General features: G+C 60.9%; 19 protein-coding genes. 11 read left to right on the top strand and 8 right to left on the bottom strand.

Annotation, left to right across the window (positions count from 1 at the left end; translation table 11 throughout):
• Positions 1–194: 194 nt before the first annotated feature.
• The 7 genes from E1K68_RS02475 (at position 195) to E1K68_RS02505 (ending at position 6,031) form a co-directional block, all read left to right on the top strand.
• Complete coding sequence (locus tag E1K68_RS02475) at positions 195–1,856, top strand: OFA family MFS transporter (protein WP_003187780.1); 1,662 nt, start codon at positions 195–197, stop codon at positions 1,854–1,856.
• Positions 1,857–2,159: 303 nt separating this feature from the next.
• Positions 2,160–2,756: an imidazoleglycerol-phosphate dehydratase HisB gene (gene hisB, locus E1K68_RS02480; RefSeq protein ID WP_003187781.1), complete on the top strand. Its 597-nt coding sequence runs from the start codon at positions 2,160–2,162 to the stop codon at positions 2,754–2,756.
• Positions 2,756–3,394, top strand: a complete 639-nt coding sequence (gene hisH / locus E1K68_RS02485; protein WP_003187782.1) for an imidazole glycerol phosphate synthase subunit HisH — start codon at positions 2,756–2,758, stop codon at positions 3,392–3,394. Before hisB ends, hisH begins: the two co-directional genes overlap by 1 nt.
• Positions 3,395–3,652 carry a DUF2164 domain-containing protein gene (locus tag E1K68_RS02490; RefSeq protein ID WP_032894032.1) on the top strand — a complete coding sequence of 86 codons (258 nt, stop codon included), beginning with the start codon at positions 3,395–3,397 and terminating at the stop codon, positions 3,650–3,652. It begins immediately after the preceding gene.
• 39 nt (positions 3,653–3,691) lie between these two features.
• The gene (gene hisA, locus E1K68_RS02495) at positions 3,692–4,429 is read left to right on the top strand and encodes a 1-(5-phosphoribosyl)-5-[(5-phosphoribosylamino)methylideneamino]imidazole-4-carboxamide isomerase (RefSeq protein ID WP_212613746.1); all 738 of its coding nucleotides are present in this window, start codon (positions 3,692–3,694) and stop codon (positions 4,427–4,429) included.
• Between the two features lie 9 nt (positions 4,430–4,438).
• Positions 4,439–5,209: an imidazole glycerol phosphate synthase subunit HisF gene (hisF, locus tag E1K68_RS02500; protein ID WP_003187786.1), complete on the top strand. Its 771-nt coding sequence runs from the start codon at positions 4,439–4,441 to the stop codon at positions 5,207–5,209.
• A 66-nt stretch (positions 5,210–5,275) separates the two neighbouring features.
• Positions 5,276–6,031 (top strand): ABC transporter substrate-binding protein, encoded by a 756-nt coding sequence (locus E1K68_RS02505; protein ID WP_169913069.1) that lies wholly within the window; start codon positions 5,276–5,278, stop codon positions 6,029–6,031.
• 137 nt (positions 6,032–6,168) lie between these two features.
• Here E1K68_RS02505 and E1K68_RS02510 read toward each other — a convergent pair whose 3' ends face one another.
• The 4 genes from E1K68_RS02510 to gpmI form a co-directional block, all read right to left on the bottom strand.
• Positions 6,169–6,942, bottom strand: coding sequence for a divergent polysaccharide deacetylase family protein (locus E1K68_RS02510; protein ID WP_003187789.1), 774 nt, complete (start codon positions 6,940–6,942; stop codon positions 6,169–6,171).
• Between the two features lie 2 nt (positions 6,943–6,944).
• A complete protein-coding gene (locus E1K68_RS02515; protein ID WP_003187790.1) occupies positions 6,945–8,258 on the bottom strand; it encodes a S41 family peptidase in 1,314 nt (437 codons plus the stop codon).
• A gap of 30 nt (positions 8,259–8,288) precedes the next feature.
• Positions 8,289–9,584 (bottom strand): murein hydrolase activator EnvC, encoded by a 1,296-nt coding sequence (locus tag E1K68_RS02520; protein ID WP_003187792.1) that lies wholly within the window; start codon positions 9,582–9,584, stop codon positions 8,289–8,291.
• 258 nt (positions 9,585–9,842) lie between these two features.
• Positions 9,843–11,369, bottom strand: a complete 1,527-nt coding sequence (gpmI, locus tag E1K68_RS02525; RefSeq protein WP_057709562.1) for a 2,3-bisphosphoglycerate-independent phosphoglycerate mutase — start codon at positions 11,367–11,369, stop codon at positions 9,843–9,845.
• A gap of 151 nt (positions 11,370–11,520) precedes the next feature.
• Here gpmI and E1K68_RS02530 point away from each other — a divergent pair, with 151 nt between their 5' ends.
• From E1K68_RS02530 to secB, 3 genes are read left to right on the top strand one after another with little or no spacing between them, the layout of a single operon-like run.
• Positions 11,521–11,934, top strand: coding sequence for a rhodanese-like domain-containing protein (locus E1K68_RS02530; protein WP_003187796.1), 414 nt, complete (start codon positions 11,521–11,523; stop codon positions 11,932–11,934).
• Between the two features lies 1 nt (position 11,935).
• Positions 11,936–12,190, top strand: coding sequence for a glutaredoxin 3 (grxC, locus tag E1K68_RS02535; RefSeq protein ID WP_003187797.1), 255 nt, complete (start codon positions 11,936–11,938; stop codon positions 12,188–12,190).
• A gap of 42 nt (positions 12,191–12,232) precedes the next feature.
• Positions 12,233–12,712, top strand: coding sequence for a protein-export chaperone SecB (secB, locus tag E1K68_RS02540; RefSeq protein ID WP_003187799.1), 480 nt, complete (start codon positions 12,233–12,235; stop codon positions 12,710–12,712).
• A gap of 172 nt (positions 12,713–12,884) precedes the next feature.
• Here the strand turns inward: secB and E1K68_RS02545 are convergent, their stop codons facing one another.
• Complete coding sequence (locus E1K68_RS02545) at positions 12,885–13,340, bottom strand: tRNA (cytidine(34)-2'-O)-methyltransferase (RefSeq protein WP_003171120.1); 456 nt, start codon at positions 13,338–13,340, stop codon at positions 12,885–12,887.
• Between E1K68_RS02545 and E1K68_RS02550 the strand changes: the two genes are divergently transcribed.
• The gene (locus E1K68_RS02550; protein ID WP_003187800.1) at positions 13,339–13,779 is read left to right on the top strand and encodes a hypothetical protein; all 441 of its coding nucleotides are present in this window, start codon (positions 13,339–13,341) and stop codon (positions 13,777–13,779) included. The two genes, E1K68_RS02545 and E1K68_RS02550, sit on opposite strands and share 2 nt — an antisense overlap.
• A 445-nt stretch (positions 13,780–14,224) precedes the next feature.
• Here E1K68_RS02550 and ntrC read toward each other — a convergent pair whose 3' ends face one another.
• The 3 genes from ntrC to E1K68_RS02565 all read right to left on the bottom strand — a co-directional run bounded on the left by ntrC (position 14,225) and on the right by E1K68_RS02565 (position 17,643).
• On the bottom strand, positions 14,225–15,661 hold the full coding sequence (gene ntrC, locus E1K68_RS02555) for a nitrogen regulation protein NR(I) (RefSeq protein ID WP_003187806.1): 1,437 nt from the start codon (positions 15,659–15,661) through the stop codon (positions 14,225–14,227).
• Positions 15,658–16,743, bottom strand: coding sequence for a nitrogen regulation protein NR(II) (gene glnL, locus E1K68_RS02560; protein ID WP_014716523.1), 1,086 nt, complete (start codon positions 16,741–16,743; stop codon positions 15,658–15,660). The genes ntrC and glnL overlap by 4 nt, the downstream gene beginning before the upstream one ends.
• Before the next feature lie 363 nt (positions 16,744–17,106).
• The gene (locus tag E1K68_RS02565) at positions 17,107–17,643 is read right to left on the bottom strand and encodes a chorismate mutase (protein WP_003187810.1); all 537 of its coding nucleotides are present in this window, start codon (positions 17,641–17,643) and stop codon (positions 17,107–17,109) included.
• Positions 17,644–17,833 lie beyond the last annotated feature (190 nt).

The following is a 17,833-nucleotide window of genomic DNA, read 5'->3' on the forward strand; positions in this document are numbered from 1 at the left end:
TAATCCAAAAAAGGTAGTGGCAGTTTGATTTTTCTGTCATCCACTGGTGCTAATCTCTGCACGTTCGTCCGCCTTCTGCGACTTAACGTCGCGCCTAAAAGGGAGTTCCACTCAACAAAACGGCCACGCTTTGCGTGCAAGGCCGAGGGAGAGAGCGCCTGACGGACGCATACCAATAACTGGGGGAAACACCAATGAGCACTAGCACTGTGGCCGGCACTGACGCCGCACAGCCTGCGTTCCTGTCCAAGGAGCGCATCATCGCCAAGCCGGGCTTCAACCGCTGGCTGGTTCCACCGGCCGCCCTGGCCATCCACCTGTGCATCGGCATGGCCTACGGTTTCTCGGTGTTCTGGCTGCCGTTGTCCAAGGCGCTGGGCATCACCGCGCCAGTGGCTTGCGCACCGGACATGGGCTTTATCGCTCAAGTCTTCTCGTCCCAATGCGACTGGCCCATCTCCATGCTGGGCTGGATCTACACCCTGTTCTTCATCTTCCTGGGCTGCTCCGCAGCGATCTGGGGTGGCTGGCTGGAACACGCCGGGCCGCGTAAGGCCGGTGTAGTCTCCGCGCTGTGCTGGTGTGGTGGCCTGCTGATCTCGGCTTTGGGTATCTATACCCACCAGATCTGGCTGATGTGGATCGGCTCCGGGGTCATTGGCGGTATTGGCCTGGGCCTGGGCTATATCTCGCCCGTTTCGACCTTGATCAAGTGGTTCCCGGACAAGCGTGGCATGGCCACCGGCATGGCGATCATGGGCTTTGGCGGCGGCGCGATGGTGGGTGCACCTTTGGCCGCGGCGCTGATGGGCCATTTCTCTTCACCGACCAGCGTCGGTGTATGGCAGAGCTTTGTGGTCATGGCGGCGATTTACTTCGTGTTCATGATCGGTGGCGCACTGCTGTATCGCGTACCCCCGACCGGCTGGAAGCCTGAGGGCTGGACCGCGCCAGCGAAGAAAGCCAGCAATGCGATGATCACTCACCGTCACGTGCATGTGAATGTCGCGTGGAAAACCCCGCAATTCCGCCTGGTATGGCTGGTGCTGTGCCTGAACGTGTCGGCCGGTATCGGCATCCTGGGCATGGCCTCGCCGCTGCTGCAGGAAGTGTTCGGCGGCAAGTTGCTGGGTGTTGATGTGCCATTTGGTCAACTGGATGCTGGTCAACTGGCCTCCATTGCAGCCATTGCCGCTGGTTTTACCGGCCTGTTGAGCTTGTTCAACATCGGTGGTCGGTTCTTCTGGGCCTCGTTCTCTGACTACCTGGGGCGTAAAAACACCTACTTCGTGTTCTTCGCCCTGGGCTTTGCCCTGTATGCGCTGATCCCGAACCTGGGGCATCTGGGCAACGTGGCGCTGTTTGTGGCCGCGTTCTGCATCATCCTGTCGATGTACGGCGGTGGTTTTGCCACGGTCCCGGCTTACTTGGCCGACTTGTTCGGGACCCAGATGGTCGGCGCGATCCACGGTCGCCTGCTGACCGCCTGGGCTGCGGCGGGCGTACTGGGCCCGGTGCTGGTGAACTACCTGCGTGAATACCAGTTGAGCATCGGCGTTGAACGCGCCGCGGCCTACGACATCACCTTGTACATCCTCGCCGGCCTGCTGGTGCTGGGCTTTATCTGCAACCTGCTGGTGCGCCCGGTGGCCGACAAGTACTTCATGACCGATGCCGAACTGGCCGCCGAACAGGCGCTGGGCCATGACAAAGGTGCTGATGCGAGCACCGTGCTGGAGTGGAAGGCCTCCGCCGCCAGCAAGCCGCTGGCGATTGCCGCGTGGCTGGTGGTAGGTATTCCGTTGGCGTGGGGTGTGTGGGTGACCCTGCAGAAGACCGCAGTACTGTTCCACTGATACCGTGGCTGATCGTTGGCTGATCGTTCCCACGCTCCCGCGCTGATCGTTCCCACGCTCCCGCGTGGGAATGCATCCCGTGACGCTCTGCGTCACCCTCTGCGCAGGGCTTGGGCCCTGCGGTGTGATCGGAACGCGGAGCGTTCCTGGCGGCATTCCCACGCGGAGCGTGGGAATGATCGCGCGCACCATGCTGGGGCGCCGAGATTAACTCGTCAGTCTTATCCCCTTCGTTGTTTCTGTTTAGCGCCCGCGCCCCTATAATGGCTGCCTTTTTCGCCCAATGATTTTGCGGAGCTGGTGATGGCCGAACGTAAGGCATCTGTCGAGCGCGACACTCTGGAAACCCAGATCAAAGCCTCGATCAACCTGGATGGCACCGGAAAGGCCCGATTTGATATCGGTGTCCCTTTTCTTGAGCACATGCTGGACCAGATCGCCCGTCACGGGCTGATCGACCTGGATATCGTCGGCAAAGGCGACCTGCACATCGACGACCACCACATGGTGGAAGACGTGGGCATCACCCTCGGCCAGGCGTTTGCCAAGGCCATCGGCGACAAAAAAGGCATCCGTCGCTACGGCCATGCCTATGTCCCGCTGGACGAAGCGCTGTCCCGCGTGGTCATCGACTTCTCCGGTCGCCCGGGTTTGCAGATGCACGTGCCTTACACCCGCGCGAACGTGGGCCGTGGCTTTGACGTCGACCTGTTCCAGGAATTCTTCCAAGGTTTCGTTAACCACGCACTGGTCAGCCTGCACATCGACAACCTGCGCGGCACCAACACTCACCACCAGATCGAAACCGTGTTCAAGGCTTTCGGCCGCGCACTGCGCATGGCTGTGGAAGTCGATGAGCGCATGGGCGGGCAAATGCCGTCGACCAAGGGCGTCCTGTAATGCAGACGGTCGCGGTTATCGATTACGGCATGGGTAACCTGCACTCGGTGGCCAAGGCCCTTGAGCATGTAGGTGCCGGCAAGGTGCTGATCACCAGCGATGCCAACGTGATTCGCGAAGCCGACCGCGTGGTGTTCCCCGGTGTTGGCGCGATTCGCGATTGCATGGCCGAGATCCGCCGCCTGGGTTTTGACAGCCTGGTGCGCGAAGTCAGCCAGGACCGCCCGTTCCTCGGCATCTGCGTGGGCATGCAAGCCTTGCTCGACAGCAGTGAAGAGAACGGCGGAGTCGACTGCATCGGCCTGTTTCCGGGCCAGGTGAAGTTCTTCGGCAAAGACCTGCATGAAGAGGGCGAGCACCTCAAAGTCCCGCACATGGGCTGGAACGAAGTGCGCCGCACCGTCGACCACCCGCTGTGGCACGACATCCCGGACATGGCGCGTTTCTACTTCGTGCACAGCTACTACATCGCCGCCGGTAACCCGCGCCAGGTGGTGGGTGGCGGGCATTACGGCGTCGACTTTGCCGCCGCGCTGGCCGATGGTTCGCGCTTTGCCGTGCAGTTTCACCCGGAGAAGAGCCATACCCATGGCCTGCAATTGCTGCAGAACTTCGCCGCGTGGGATGGTCGCTGGTAAATGGCCAGGAAACCGAAGCCGCCGATCTTGAACCTCGCGCCCGAGCAGGAGCGTGAGGCTACTGACAAGATCAAGCGATTCATGGAGGACCGCTTCGAGCTCAAGCTGGGCTCGTTCGAGGTCGCCGAGATTCTTGAGCTGTTTACCACCGAAGTGGCGCCGCATTATTACAACAGGGCGATTTTCGACACGCAGACGCTCCTTAAAGAAAGGTTCGAAAGCATCGAAAGCGACTTGTGGTCGCTTGAGAAACCCTGATTTCCCAAGCATTGCTGAATATCGAATAAGGTTTGCCAGATGCTGATTATCCCCGCTATCGATCTCAAGGACGGCGCTTGTGTACGCCTGCGCCAAGGCCGCATGGAAGATTCCACCGTGTTCTCCGATGACCCGGTGAGCGTGGCTGCCAAATGGGTAGAAGGGGGCTGCCGTCGTCTGCATCTGGTGGACCTGAACGGCGCCTTCGAAGGCCAGCCGGTCAACGGCGAGGTGGTTACTGCCATCGCCAAGCGCTACCCGAACCTGCCGATCCAGATCGGCGGCGGTATCCGCTCCCTGGAAACCATCGAGCACTACGTCAAAGCGGGCGTGAGCTACGTGATCATCGGCACCAAGGCCGTGAAAGATCCAGCCTTCGTCGCCGAAGCCTGCCGCGCTTTCCCGGGCAAAGTGATCGTAGGCCTGGATGCCAAAGATGGCTTCGTCGCTACCGACGGCTGGGCTGAAATCAGCACAGTGCAGGTGATCGACCTGGCCAAGCAGTTCGAAGCCGACGGCGTGTCTGCCATTGTTTATACCGACATCGCCAAAGACGGCATGATGCAGGGCTGCAACGTACCCTTCACCGCAGCCCTGGCAGCGGCCACCAAGATTCCGGTGATCGCTTCCGGCGGCATTCATAACCTGGGTGACATCAAGTCGCTACTGGACGCCAAGGCTCCCGGCATTATCGGCGCCATCACCGGCCGTGCGATCTATGAAGGCACTCTGGACGTCGCCGAAGCTCAGGCTTACTGCGACGCCTACAACGGCTGAGGACTGACCATGGCGCTGGCCAAACGCATCATCCCTTGCCTGGACGTCGACAACGGTCGCGTGGTCAAGGGCGTCAAGTTCGAGAACATCCGTGATGCCGGCGACCCGGTGGAAATCGCCCGTCGCTACGATGAGCAAGGTGCCGACGAGATTACCTTTCTCGACATCACTGCCAGCGTCGATGGCCGCGACACCACGCTGCATACCGTCGAGCGCATGGCCAGCCAGGTGTTTATCCCACTGACCGTGGGCGGTGGCGTGCGCACCGTGCAAGACATCCGCAACCTGCTCAATGCCGGTGCAGACAAGGTCTCGATCAACACCGCCGCCGTATTCAACCCCGAGTTTGTCGGCGAAGCCGCGCAGCACTTCGGCTCGCAATGCATCGTGGTGGCTATCGACGCCAAGAAGGTATCCGGCCCGGGCGAAACCCCGCGCTGGGAGATCTTCACCCACGGCGGGCGCAAGCCTACCGGGCTGGACGCGGTGGAGTGGGCGATGAAGATGGAAGGCCTGGGCGCCGGTGAAATCCTGCTGACCAGCATGGACCAGGACGGCATGAAAAACGGCTTCGACCTGGGCGTTACCCGCGCCATCAGCGATGCCCTGGGCATTCCGGTGATCGCATCGGGTGGCGTCGGCAACCTGCAACACCTGGCCGATGGTGTACTGGAAGGCCACGCCAGCGCGGTGCTGGCGGCGAGTATTTTCCACTTTGGCGAATACACCGTGCCCGAGGCCAAGGCCTATATGGCCGCACGCGGTATCGTCGTGCGCTAAACGCTGCTGGACACCATGGCAGGCTCGCGGCACTCTCTGCGCTTGCCATGGATTCCGGTAGCCTTCATGTTCAAACACCTGCTGCTCGCCCTCGCCAGTTCCTCCATGCTCATGGTGGCTACGGCACACGCCGAACAACCGTCTGACGCCTCCCTGGTGTTGCTGACAGAAAATTTCCCGCCCTACAACATGGCGAAAAACGGCAAGAACTTCGCAAAGGACGAGAACATCGAAGGCATCGCCGTAGACATCATGCGCGAAACCTTCAAACGTGCCGGCATTTCCTACAACCTGACCCTGCGTTTCCCTTGGGAGCGAATCTACAAACTCGCCCTGGAAAAGCCGGGTTACGGCGTGTTTGTGATGGCGCGGTTGCCAGACCGTGAAGCCTTGTTCAAATGGGTCGGCCCCATCGGCCCGGACGATTGGGTGCTATTGGCCAAGGCCGACAGCAAGATCCAACTGGAAAACCTTGAGCAGGCGCGCCGCTACAGGATCGGCGCCTACAAAGGCGACGCCATTGCCGAAAGCCTGGACAAGCAGGGGCTCAAGCCGATTGTTGCCTTGCGTGACCAGGACAATGCGCAAAAGCTCATGGAGGGCCAGATCGACCTGTGGGCCACTGGCGATCCTGCAGGACGTTACCTGGCGCGGCAAGTGGGGGTGAACGGGCTCAAGACAGTATTGCGCTTCAACAGTGCGCAGCTTTACCTGGCGTTGAACAAGGACGTGCCGGATGAGGTGGTGGCCAGGCTCCAGGCTGCATTGGATGAGTTACGCAAGAGCGGCCGTATAGACGAAATCATGGCGCGTTACCTCTGAAGTTGGCAGGATGAACACGATCAAAAATGTGGGAGCGGGGTTGCCCGCGATAGCAATGCGTCAGCCAATATCTGTGTGACTGACACTCCGCCATCGCGGGCAAGCCCGCTCCCACAGTGGATCTTTGTAATCTTCCTTTAACGGTAGATGCCGTTCTTGCCATGCCCGGCCATCGCCCGGTTACTGCGCACGCTGATCATCAATTTGATATCGATCCACTCCACGCCTTGCGCCTTGAGCTTGGGCAATTCGCGCTCCAGCACCGCCAGGGTCTGCGGGTAAGGGTGCCCGATCATCACCGCCGAGCCCTGCTTGTGCGCCAGTTTGATCGCGGTTTGCAACTGCGTGGTAATCGCCGCTTCGGTGCGTTCGTCGTCGAGAAATACATCCCGCGACACATGGGCCAAACCGATCTTCTGCGCCTCGGCGGCGGCAACGGTCTGCGCGCTGGTGCGGCTGTCGACGAAGAACTTGTGGCGCCGTTGCAACTCACCCATCAGCCAAGCCATCGCCGCCGGTTGTGCGGTCATGCGGCTGCCCATGTGGTTGTTGATGCCGGCGGTGTAGGGCACTGCGTCGAACGCGGCGTCCAGGCGCTTGCCCAGTTCTTCGATCGACAGCTCAGGGTGCCAGGCGAATGGGCCGGTGGCCGGGTCCATGGGCATGTGCAGGATCACGATCTTGCCAGCCTTATGGGCCTCACGGGCGAATTCGGCGGCGTGGGGCGTGTCCGGCATGATGGCGGCGGTCACCGGGCCGGGTAGCGCGAGCACGCGGCGATCCCGAGGCAGGTTTTGCCCCAGGTCGTCGATGATCAGTGTCAGGTAGGCTTTGTGCGGTTCGCCGGCAGGGGCCGCTTGAGCGACCCCTGCCAGGCTGCACAGCACAGCGAGGATCAGGGCAAGGCGCATGATCAACGGCTGCGGGTGATGCTCAAGCCCTTGAGCAGGCTGAGTGCCTGGGCCAGTTGGTAGTCATCGTCCTGCGGCATCGGCTTGGCCTTGGCGCGGCTGCCGGTTGGCTGGTCGGCACCGCCGTTGCCATTGCCCAGGTGACCTTGCAGGTCGGCCTCTTTGTAGTATTCGCCGTCGATCTCGTTGGTGATCTTGGCGCGGCGTACTTCGATGTCCGGCACGATGCCCTGGGCCTGGATCGAGCGGCCGTTGGGCGTGTAGTACAGCGCCGTGGTGATCTTCAGCGCACGCTCGTTGTTCAGCGGCAATACGGTCTGCACCGAGCCTTTGCCGAAGCTGGTGGTGCCCATCAGCACGCCGCGCTTGAGGTCTTGCAGGGCACCGGCGACGATTTCCGAAGCCGAGGCGCTGCCACCGTTGATCAATACCGCCAGTGGCACGTTCTCGCTGAGGTCGTTGCCGGTGGCCGAGAAGCGCAACTCTGAGTTGGCGATACGGCCCTTGGTGTAGACGATCAGGCCCTTGGTGACGAAGTGGTCGACCACCTCGACCGCCGACTGCAACACGCCGCCTGGGTTGTTGCGCAGGTCAAGCACGATGCCGTTGAGCTTCTTGCCGTTGTCTTTGCGCAGCTTGGCCAGGGCCTTGGCCACTTCGTCGCCGGTCTTGACCTGGAACTGGGTGATACGGATATAACCGTAGCCCGACTCCAGCAGCTGGCTTTTCACGCTCTTGACCGTGATGGTCGCGCGGGCCAGGGTCACGTCAAACGGGTTGCCGCCGTCGCGTACCAGGGTCAGGGTGATCTTCTGGCCGAGCTTGCCGCGCATCTTGTCGACGGCTTCGGTCATGGTCTGGCCGCGGGTTGGCTGGCCGTTGATCTTCACGATCAGGTCGCCGGCCTGGATACCGGCCTTGGACGCCGGGGTGTCGTCGATAGGCGAGACCACTTTGATCTGGCCGTCTTCGGAGCCCACTTCGATGCCAAGGCCGCCGAACTCACCGCTGGTGCTTTCCTGCAACTCGGCGAAATCTTCCGGGCCCAGGTAGGCGGAGTGCGGGTCGAGGTTGCTGAGCATGCCCTTGATGGCATTTTCCAGCAGGGCCTTGTCGTCTACGGGTTCGACATACGCTGCCTTGATCCGGTCCATGACCTCGGCAAAGGTACGCAGCTCGTCCAGCGGCAATGGCGCCTTGGTCGTCGCAGCCGTGGCGGGTGCAGCCGGTGCGGCCTGGTCGGCAAAAGCCAGAGGCGCGCCGATCACCAGGGCGATCGTCAGGGCCAGCGAAGTGAGGCGGGACAAATGCAGCATGTCGAACGAACTCCTAATGTAGATGCGACCCTATCCTTGGGACCGGCACCATTGTGCAGGGTCGCTCGGGCGGCCCTGCTGACGAATAGCGAAGTACAGCGCCGGGGTGTCCTGGCCACCACTGTTACCGACAGTGGAGATGGATTCACCGGCTTTTACAACATCACCTGCCGACTTGAGTAATGTCTGATTGTGGCCGTAAAGGCTCAAATAGCCATTACCGTGGTCAAGAATCACCAGCAAGCCGGCGCCCCGCAACCAATCGGCAAACACCACGCGGCCACCATGCACGGCGTGGACCTGGCTGCCGGCAGAGGCGCTGATCATCACGCCATCCCACTTGGCGCGGGTGTCATCGCCACGAGTTTCCCCAAAGCGTGCCAGTAATCGACCATCAACCGGCCATGGAAGTTTGCCGCGCGCTGAAGCAAAAGGGCCGCCGAACGACTCGCCACTGCTGGAAACCAGCGGGCCAGGGGCTGCGCGCGCGGGTTTGCGCGGGGCCGGAGCGTCGGTGGTGGCAGCCAGTTCAGCCTCACGCTGACGCTTTTTTTCGGCTTCCTGCTGGGCGATCAGCGCTTTTTGCCGCGCTTCTTCGGCCTCGCGTGCCTGGCGGGCCAGGGTTTCTTCGATGGTCTTGAGGACTTTGGCCAGGTCGGCCTGGTCCTGCTCGCGGGCCTGGAGTTTGGCGTCGCGGGCTTTTACGTCGCTGTTGAGCTTGGCCAGGGCCTGCTGGCGTTCCTTGCGTACTTTATCGAGCTGGTCGCGCTGGGTGTCCAGGGCGGTTTTCTGGTCGAGCAGCTGGGATTGCTGGTCGGCGATTTCCTGTTCGACATTGGCCAATTGGCGCAGGGTTTCGTTAAACCCCTTCAATTGCGCCAGGCGCGCCTGGCTCAGGTAATCGTAATAGGTGAGGGTACGGGCGAATTTTTCCGGATTCTGCTGGTTGAGCAGCAGCTTGAGGTACTCCTGGCGGCCGCTCTGGTACGCGGCACGGGCCTGGATCGCGATCAGGCGTTGCTGTTCAACGCGCGCGCTCTGGAGTTTTTTTTTCTCAGCGTCGAGTCGCTCCAGTTCCGACTCGCTCTTCTTTAGTTCTTTTTGCAGCTCCTGGACCTGCTTCTCCAGCTTGCCCATTTCGGTTTCCGTGCCGCGCAGGTCTTTCTGCACCCCGGATTTTTCTTCCTGGAGCTTGCCGAGCAGCTTTTTCAGCTCGGTAATGTCCTGACGCGTAGCGTCCAACTGTTGTTGGGTTTGTGCGCGCTCATCGGCAAACGCCGGTTGGAGCAGGCAGACAAGAGCAAGGGTTATCAAGGCGCGAAGCATAGAGGCGGGCGACACCAGGGGAAAAGGACGGCCTAGTATGCCCGCCAAGCGCTGCAAAAAAAACGCCCAATTGGGGCTGGTGGGCAAGATAGGTGCCGAGTGGTGCTGGTATGGCAAAAAGATATCTCTCAAAGCGCCACAAACCAATGTGGGAGCGGGCTTGCCCGCGATTGCGGTGGGTCAGCGACATAGATGTCGACTGATTAGCCGCTATCGCGGGCAAGCCCGCTCCCACACTGTTTTGTGGCGTACTTTGGATCAGACCAGGATCGAGGTGCCGGTCATCTCCTTCGGCTGCTCCAGCCCCATCAGTTTCAGCATGGTCGGCGCCACATCCGCCAGCACGCCACCTTCACGCACTTTGAAATCACGTTTGCCAACATAGATGAACGGTACCGGCTCGGTGGTGTGCGCGGTGTGCGCCTGGCCGGTGGATTCGTCGGACATCTGCTCGCAGTTGCCGTGGTCGGCGGTGATCAGCGCTTCGCCGCCGACTTTATCCAGCGCGTCGACAATGCGGCCAACGCACAAGTCCAGGCATTCAACTGCCTTGACCGCCGCTTCCAGGTTGCCGCTGTGGCCAACCATGTCGCCGTTGGCGTAGTTGACCACGATCACGTCATAACGCTGGTTATCAATGGCATCGACGATCTTGTCGGTGACTTCCGGCGCGCTCATTTCCGGCTGCAGGTCATAGGTGGCGACTTTTGGTGACGGGATCAGAATGCGCTCTTCGCCGGGGAACGGCTCTTCGCGGCCACCGGAGAAGAAGAACGTCACGTGGGCGTATTTCTCGGTTTCGGCGATGCGCAGCTGGGTCTTGCCGTTCTTGGCCAGGTAGTCGCCCAGCACGTTCTCCAGGCTGCCCGGCGCGAACGCCGAAGGGGCCGGGATGTTGGCGGCGTATTGGGTGAGCATGACGAACTCGACCTTCGGCTGGCGCGCGCGTTCGAAGTCCTTGAAGCCTTCATCGACAAACACATGGCTCAGCTCACGGGCACGGTCGGCGCGGAAGTTCATGAACACCACGGCGTCGCCGTCTTCGACCTTCACCGGCTCGCCGATGGTGGTGGCCTTGACGAACTCATCGCTCTCGCCACGGGCGTAGGCTGCTTCCAGACCTTCCTGGGCGGTGGCTGCGTTGAATTCGGCCTGGCCGTCGACGATCAGGTTGTAGGCTTGAGAGACTCGGTCCCAACGGTTGTCGCGGTCCATGGCGAAGTAGCGGCCCACCAGGCTGGCGATACGGCCCTTGCCCAGAGCGGCGAAGGTGGCGTCCAGCAGTTCGATAGAGGATTGCGCGCTTTTGGGCGGCGTGTCGCGGCCGTCGAGGAAGGCGTGCAGGTAGATTTTGTCAGCGCCGCGCTTGAACGCCAGTTCGGCCATAGCGACCAGGTGATCCTGGTGGCTGTGTACACCGCCGTCCGACAACAGGCCCATGAAGTGTACGGCCTTGCCGGCGGCAACGGCTTTATCAACCGCCGCGCAGATGGTCGGGTTCTCGAAGAACTCGCCATCGCGGATCGCTTTGGTGACTCGGGTGAAGTCCTGGTACACCACTCGTCCGGCGCCGAGGTTCATGTGGCCGACTTCCGAGTTGCCCATCTGGCCGTCCGGCAAGCCCACGTCCATGCCGGAACCTGAGATCAGGCCGTTAGGCACGGTGGCGGTCAGACGGTCCAGTACTGGCTTGTTGGCCGAGTAAACCGCGTTGTCGTGGTGGCTTTCACTGTGTCCGAAGCCATCGAGAATTATCAGGACCAAAGGTTTAGGCGTGGTAGTCATAGATCCTCTCGCGGCGTTAATAAAGGAAGACAATTGAAAAGGGAGTGGCAGTTTAAAGCGAAGTTCCAACCACGTCACCGCTTTACGGGGGTTGGCCCCCCCTGGCGGCTGTGTATACTTACCGCCATTTTAACGCCCTGGAACCTCCTTGATGGTTGATCACCTGATTGCATTTGCCACTGCCCACTACCTGCTTGTGGGCGCCTTCGTCATCCTGCTGGCGCTGCTGATCGCTCATGAACTGAGCCGCGGTGGTCGCAGCCTGAGCACGTCGGAGCTGACCGCGCTGGTCAACAAGGATGAGGCCGTCGTCGTCGATATTCGCCCGGCCAAGGATTATGCCGCCGGCCATATCGTTGGCGCCCTGAACATTCCTCAGGACAAGCTGATCGCGCGCTTGGCCGAGCTGGAAAAATACAAGGCCAAGACCATTATCCTGGTCGACGCCCAAGGCCAGCACTCGGGCACCCACGCCCGCGAGATGCTCAAGACCGGCTTCACCGCTGCCAAGCTGTCGGGTGGTATCAGCAGCTGGCGTGGCGATAACCTGCCGTTGGTGAAGTGATATGAGCCAGGTTGTCGTGTATTCCAGCGATTGGTGCCCTTACTGCATGCGGGCCAAGGCCTTGCTTGAGAAAAAGGGCGTTGCCTTCGAAGAGATCAAGGTCGATGGCAAGCCCCAGGTGCGCGCCGAAATGGCCCAGAAAGCCGGCCGCACGTCGGTCCCGCAGATCTGGATCGGCACCCGGCACATCGGTGGTTGCGACGACCTGTTTGCCCTGGAGCGCGCCGGTAAACTTGATGCGCTGCTGTCCGTCTGACTCCTAAACCCTTAAGAACCCCAAGATAAAGAAGGATCTGCGATGACTGATCAACAGAACACCGAAGCAGCGCAAGACCAAGGCCCACAGTTCTCGCTGCAGCGGATCTACGTGCGTGACCTGTCGTTCGAAGCGCCAAAAAGCCCGGCCATCTTCCGTCAGGAGTGGACCCCAAGCGTTGCGCTGGACCTGAACACTCGTCAGAAATCCCTGGAAGGTGACTTCCACGAAGTGGTGCTGACCCTGTCGGTCACCGTCAAGAATGGTGAAGAAGTCGCTTTCATCGCTGAAGTGCAACAGGCCGGTATCTTCCTGATCCAGGGCCTGGACGAAGCGTCCATGAGCCACACCCTGGGCGCGTTCTGCCCGAACATCCTGTTCCCGTATGCCCGTGAGACCCTGGACAGCCTGGTCACCCGTGGCTCGTTCCCGGCACTGATGCTGGCGCCGGTGAACTTCGATGCCCTGTACGCCCAAGAGCTGCAGCGCATGCAACAGGAAGGCGCGCCAACGGTTCAGTAAGCCTTCGATGTATAAAAAAGCGCCATCACAGGCGCTTTTTTTATGTACTGCTCACGCCTGTAGGAGCGAGCTTGCTCGCGAAGAGCGTCAACGATGACGCAGCGCTATCAGGTAGCCCACATTGCCTGTTGGTTTTTCGCGAGCAAGCTCGCTCCTACAGGGAGAATGGGGGTTACTTGAAGCCCAGTTGGCGCCAGCCTTCATAGACGGCGACGGCCACGGTGTTGGACAGGTTCAGGCTGCGGCAGCCTTCACGCATCGGCAAGCGCAGGCGATGGCCATCGGGCAACGCGTCAAGCACCTCGGCCGGCAGGCCTCGGCTCTCCGGGCCGAACAGAAACGCGTCGCCCTCGGCAAAGCTGGCATCATGAAACGGCCGCGAGCCCTTGGTGGTGAACGCGAACAGCCGTGGGTGGCCCAGGCTCTCCAGGCAACTGGCGAGGTCGGCATGGCGCTTGAGGGTGGCGTACTCGTGGTAGTCCAGCCCGGCACGGCGCAGGCGCTTGTCGTCCATGTCAAAGCCTAAAGGCTCGATCAAATGCAGGTGGCAGCCACTGTTGGCGCACAGCCTGATAACGTTGCCGGTATTCGGCGGAATTTCTGGTTGAAAAAGGATGACGTGAAACATGCACGGCTCCGAAGGCAAAGATGCGCTGCATTCTACCCCCGAAGACGACCCGAGACCGAAGCTATTGCCGAGGGTGTTGGGGTCATTGGCGATTGTCGGCTTGATGATTGGCTTGATGATCGGCCGCTTGACCACCCCCGAACCGCTTGAACTGCAACAGGTAGAACCTGCGGCGGATGGCTTGGTGGTGTGGTTCAACAACGAACCCAAGCTGCACGGCGAGCATATCGACGGCACCGTGGCGCTGCTGTTTGACGCCCAGGGCAAGGCTGCCAGCGGGCAGCTCAAGGTCAATGCCAAGGACGTGAATTGGCGCATACGCAAGACCGATGCTGGCTTGCTGCTGAACCTGGTAGCGGCCCGGCCGTTGCGTGGGGAGTGGAGCGGTGCAGAGGTTGATGGCCGCTGGCGGCTGGAGATCCATCTCCAAGAGCAATAAAAGAGGGAGTTCCCGGCCTGCCTGTACCAGGGCTCCCAAAACGGGGTGAAGCCTGAGGCTTCGGTGTTAAAGAGGGGATTCTCGGCCTGCCTGTACCAAGGTCCCCGAAACTGGGTAGTACAAGGGTTATTGCAGGGGGCGTGCCAAAACTTGCGTTTGCGGCTTGAAAAAAATGCCAAAAAGCGCAAAGCCCCGGAATACGGGGCTTTGGTTGTTTCTACGGTTATGAACTTCGCAGCGAAAGCGCTCTGTGAGGTTTCGGGTCTGTGCTCAATGGCGGTTCATCGTGCATTGAAGCGGTGCACAGTCTGCTGGCATTGCACAAAACAAATGTGGGAGCTGGCTTGCCTGCGATAGCGGTGTGTCAGCCCTATATCGGGTGACGGGCACACCGCCATCGCGGGCAAGCCCGGCTCCCACACTGGGCTTTCAGCGGTCTTGGGGTTCAGGCCTCATCACCCTCATCATCATCCCCACCATCCACCTTCATCCCCAATTCCTTGATCTTGCGCGTCAGGGTATTACGCCCCCAGCCCAGCAGCACGGCGGCATCGCGGCGGCGGCCGGCAGTGTGTTTCAACGCAGTCTCGATCATGATCCGCTCGAACGCCGGCACGGCGCTGTCCAGCAGGTTCGACTGGCCGCGTGCCAAGGCCTGGTCGGCCCATTGGCGCAGCGCCTGTTCCCAGTTGGTCACGGGTGCCGAGTCCTGCGGCAGGCTCAGCAGCTCCGGCGGCAGGTCGCTGATGTGTACTTCTCGCCCGGAGGCCATCACGGTGATCCAGCGGCAGGTGTTCTCCAGCTGGCGAACGTTGCCGGGCCACGGCAGGTTCTTGAGGTATTCCTCGGTCTCGCTTTTGAGCAGCTTGGGTTCCACAGCCAGCTCCAGGGCGGCGCGGCTGAGGAAGTGGCGGGCGAGGGTGGGGATGTCTTCGCGACGGTCCGACATGCGCGGGATGTGGATGCGGATCACGTTGAGGCGGTGGAACAAGTCCTCACGGAATTTACCCGCATGCACCAGGGTTTCCAGGTTCTGGTGGGTGGCCGCGATGATGCGCACATCCACCTTGACCGGCGTATGCCCGCCCACACGGTAGAACTCACCGTCAGCCAGCACGCGCAGCAAGCGAGTCTGGGTATCGGCCGGCATGTCGCCGATCTCATCGAGGAACAGCGTGCCGCCGTCCGCCTGTTCAAAGCGTCCGCGACGCAGGTTAGCCGCGCCGGTGAATGCGCCTTTTTCATGGCCGAACAGCTCGGACTCCATCAAATCCTTGGGAATCGCCGCCATGTTCAGTGCGATAAACGGCGAGGCCGCCCGTGGGCTGTGGCGGTGCAGCGCATGGGCCACCAGCTCTTTACCGGTCCCCGATTCGCCGTTGATCAGTACGGTGATGTTGGAATGGCTCAAGCGCCCGATGGCGCGAAACACTTCCTGCATCGCCGGTGCTTCCCCGATGATTTCCGGGGTGCGGGTCAGGGTTGGCGGGGCTTCCTGGTTCTGTTGTTCCTGGGCGTGCTGGTTGGCGCGCTTGACCAGCGCCACCGCCTCATCCACGTCGAATGGCTTGGGCAGGTATTCAAAGGCGCCGCCCTGATAAGACGCGACAGCGCTGTCCAGGTCCGAGTGGGCGGTCATGATGATCACCGGCAAGCGCGGATGCTGCTCGCGAATGCGCGCCAGCAAGTCCAGGCCACTGGCCCCAGGCATGCGAATATCGGAAATGATCACATCCGGCTGCTGGCGTGCCAGGCGGCTCATCACCCCATCGGCGCTGTCGAAGCTCTGGGTGGTCATGCCTTCTTGTTGCAAGGCTTTTTCGAGGACCCAGCGGATAGAACGGTCGTCGTCGACGATCCAGACAGTTTCACTACGGCTCATGTCGTGGGGGCTCCTTGTTCCAATGGCAGGAAGATCGAGAACGTGGTGTGGCCGGGGTGGCTCTCACATTCGATCAGGCCCTGGTGCTGGCTGATGATGTTCTGGGTAATGGCCAGGCCCAGCCCGGTACCGTCCGGGCGGCCGCTGACCATGGGAAAGAAGATGGTTTCCTGCAGCTCTGCAGGAATGCCGGGGCCGTTGTCGATGATCTCGACCTTGGTCACCAGGCGATGGCGCACATGGCCAATGGTGAACTGGCGCAGGGCGCGGGTGCGCAGGCTGATGCGGCCCAGGCGCAGCTCGTTCTGGCTGCTGATGGCCTGCATGGCGTTGCGCACGATGTTGAGCACCGCCTGGATCATCTGTTCGCGGTCGATCAACACGTCGGGAATGCTTGGGTCGTAGTCGCGCACCAAGGTGATGCAGCCTTGGCTTTCGGCCTCGACCAGTTGGCAGACGCGCTCAAGCACTTCATGCACGTTGGTCATCGCCAGGGACGGCAGCTTGTTGGAGCCCAGCATGCGGTCCACCAGGTTACGCAGGCGGTCGGCTTCTTCGATGATGACGTTGGTGTAGTCCTTGAGGTGCTCGTCTGGCAGCTCGCGGGACAACAACTGTGCCGCGCCGCGAATACCGCCCAGCGGGTTCTTGATCTCATGGGCGAGGCCGCGCACCAGCATCTTGCTGGTTTCCTGCTTGGACAGCTGCGCTTCCTCCTTGGTGATGCGCAGCAGGCGGTCGCGGGGGTGGACTTCGAGCAGCAGCAGGGTCGCGCCATTGCTCAGGATCGGGGTCACCGCGTAGTCGACGGTCAACGTCTGCCCAGTGAGTGCGGTGAGCATCGCTTCGCGCTTGGTAAACGGATGAGCCTGCTCCACGGCCTGGCGCAACGAGCTCAAGGCTTCGGCCGACTCGGTGAACAATTCGCTGATGAACTGCCCATGGCTGCGCTGGCCGCTGATGGCCAGGAGCATCTCCGCCGCCGGGTTCATGTACTCAAGACGCAGGTCGGCATTGAGCAGGATGGTCGCGGTGGTCAGGTTGTCGAGTAACAAACGGTGCAGTGCATCGCTGATGGTCATCGGGACCTCTTTTGGAGCAAGGCGCGGGCTTGAGGCACACGCTGATACAAGGAAAATGCAAAAACCAAACCAAGGCTCCGAAAAGAAGCGCTAACCCCCTGAAATAAGGGGTTTAGGCGCGAAACTGTGGCGTTCTGCCAGCTTGAACGGGAAGTTTCGAACCAAAATGGGCTGGGCACTTGAGAAGGGTGCAGGCTATCGCACCAATATAGTGCGGTTTTGTGAAGGTTGTTCAGCAACTGAAGCTTGAAGGCAAATCGCAGTCAGTGTGGGAGCTGGCTTGCTTGCGATAGCTGTGGTGCATTCAACACCGTTATCGCAGTCAAGCCAGCTCCCACATTTTTAATTGGATTTGCAGTCCTTTTAACCTTTATAGATGCAAAGCTCGGCGGTGGCGCGGATCATCGCCAGTTGGCGCAGCGGATCATTCAGCGGTTCGTGCACGGCCTCGGCCAGCCATTGCGGGCACTGCGGGTCGGTGCGCTGTGGAGTGAAGTCGGCCAACTGCTGCAACAGCCTTTTTTGCAGCTCGTCCAATCGCGGGCGGATCTGCTGGACCAGGTCCGGGCGTGGATCGTCGGGGGCTTTGCCTTGGAACTGCCAGTCGGACAGGTGGGTGTATTGCACCAGTTTATTGGCTTCGATCTGCGCGGCGAAAAACTGCTCAGCAGCGGCCGGGTCCAGCTTGTAACCAGATGCCTGGGCCGTAACGCTGGCGATCACCTCTTGTTCGCGCTTCTTGTCCTCCACGGGCTTGTGGCTGTCCCATTTGCTCAGCGCCACCTGGTCGGCAATCTCCAGGCGTTCGGCGATGCTGTTGAGCAAGGGTTCGAGCGTAGGCGGCGCAGCGCTCGCACTGGCACTGATGAACAGCAGGGCAAATACAAGTCGATATCTCAAAGGTGATCTCCTGTGGGAGCGGGCTTGCCCGCGATGGCGGTGTGTCAGTGATACAGCAGGTGGCCGGCAGTGCGCCATCGCAGGCAAGCCAGCTCCCACACGTTGATTGGGTTTGCAGAGCTGGCGTAGCGTAACGCCCAGGCAAAAAAAAGACCTCCCGAAGGAGGCCTTTTTCATCACGCTACCTTAA

This window comes from Pseudomonas sp. B2021 (assembly GCF_018135665.1).
Classification (GTDB): Bacteria; Pseudomonadota; Gammaproteobacteria; order Pseudomonadales; family Pseudomonadaceae; genus Aquipseudomonas; species Aquipseudomonas lactis.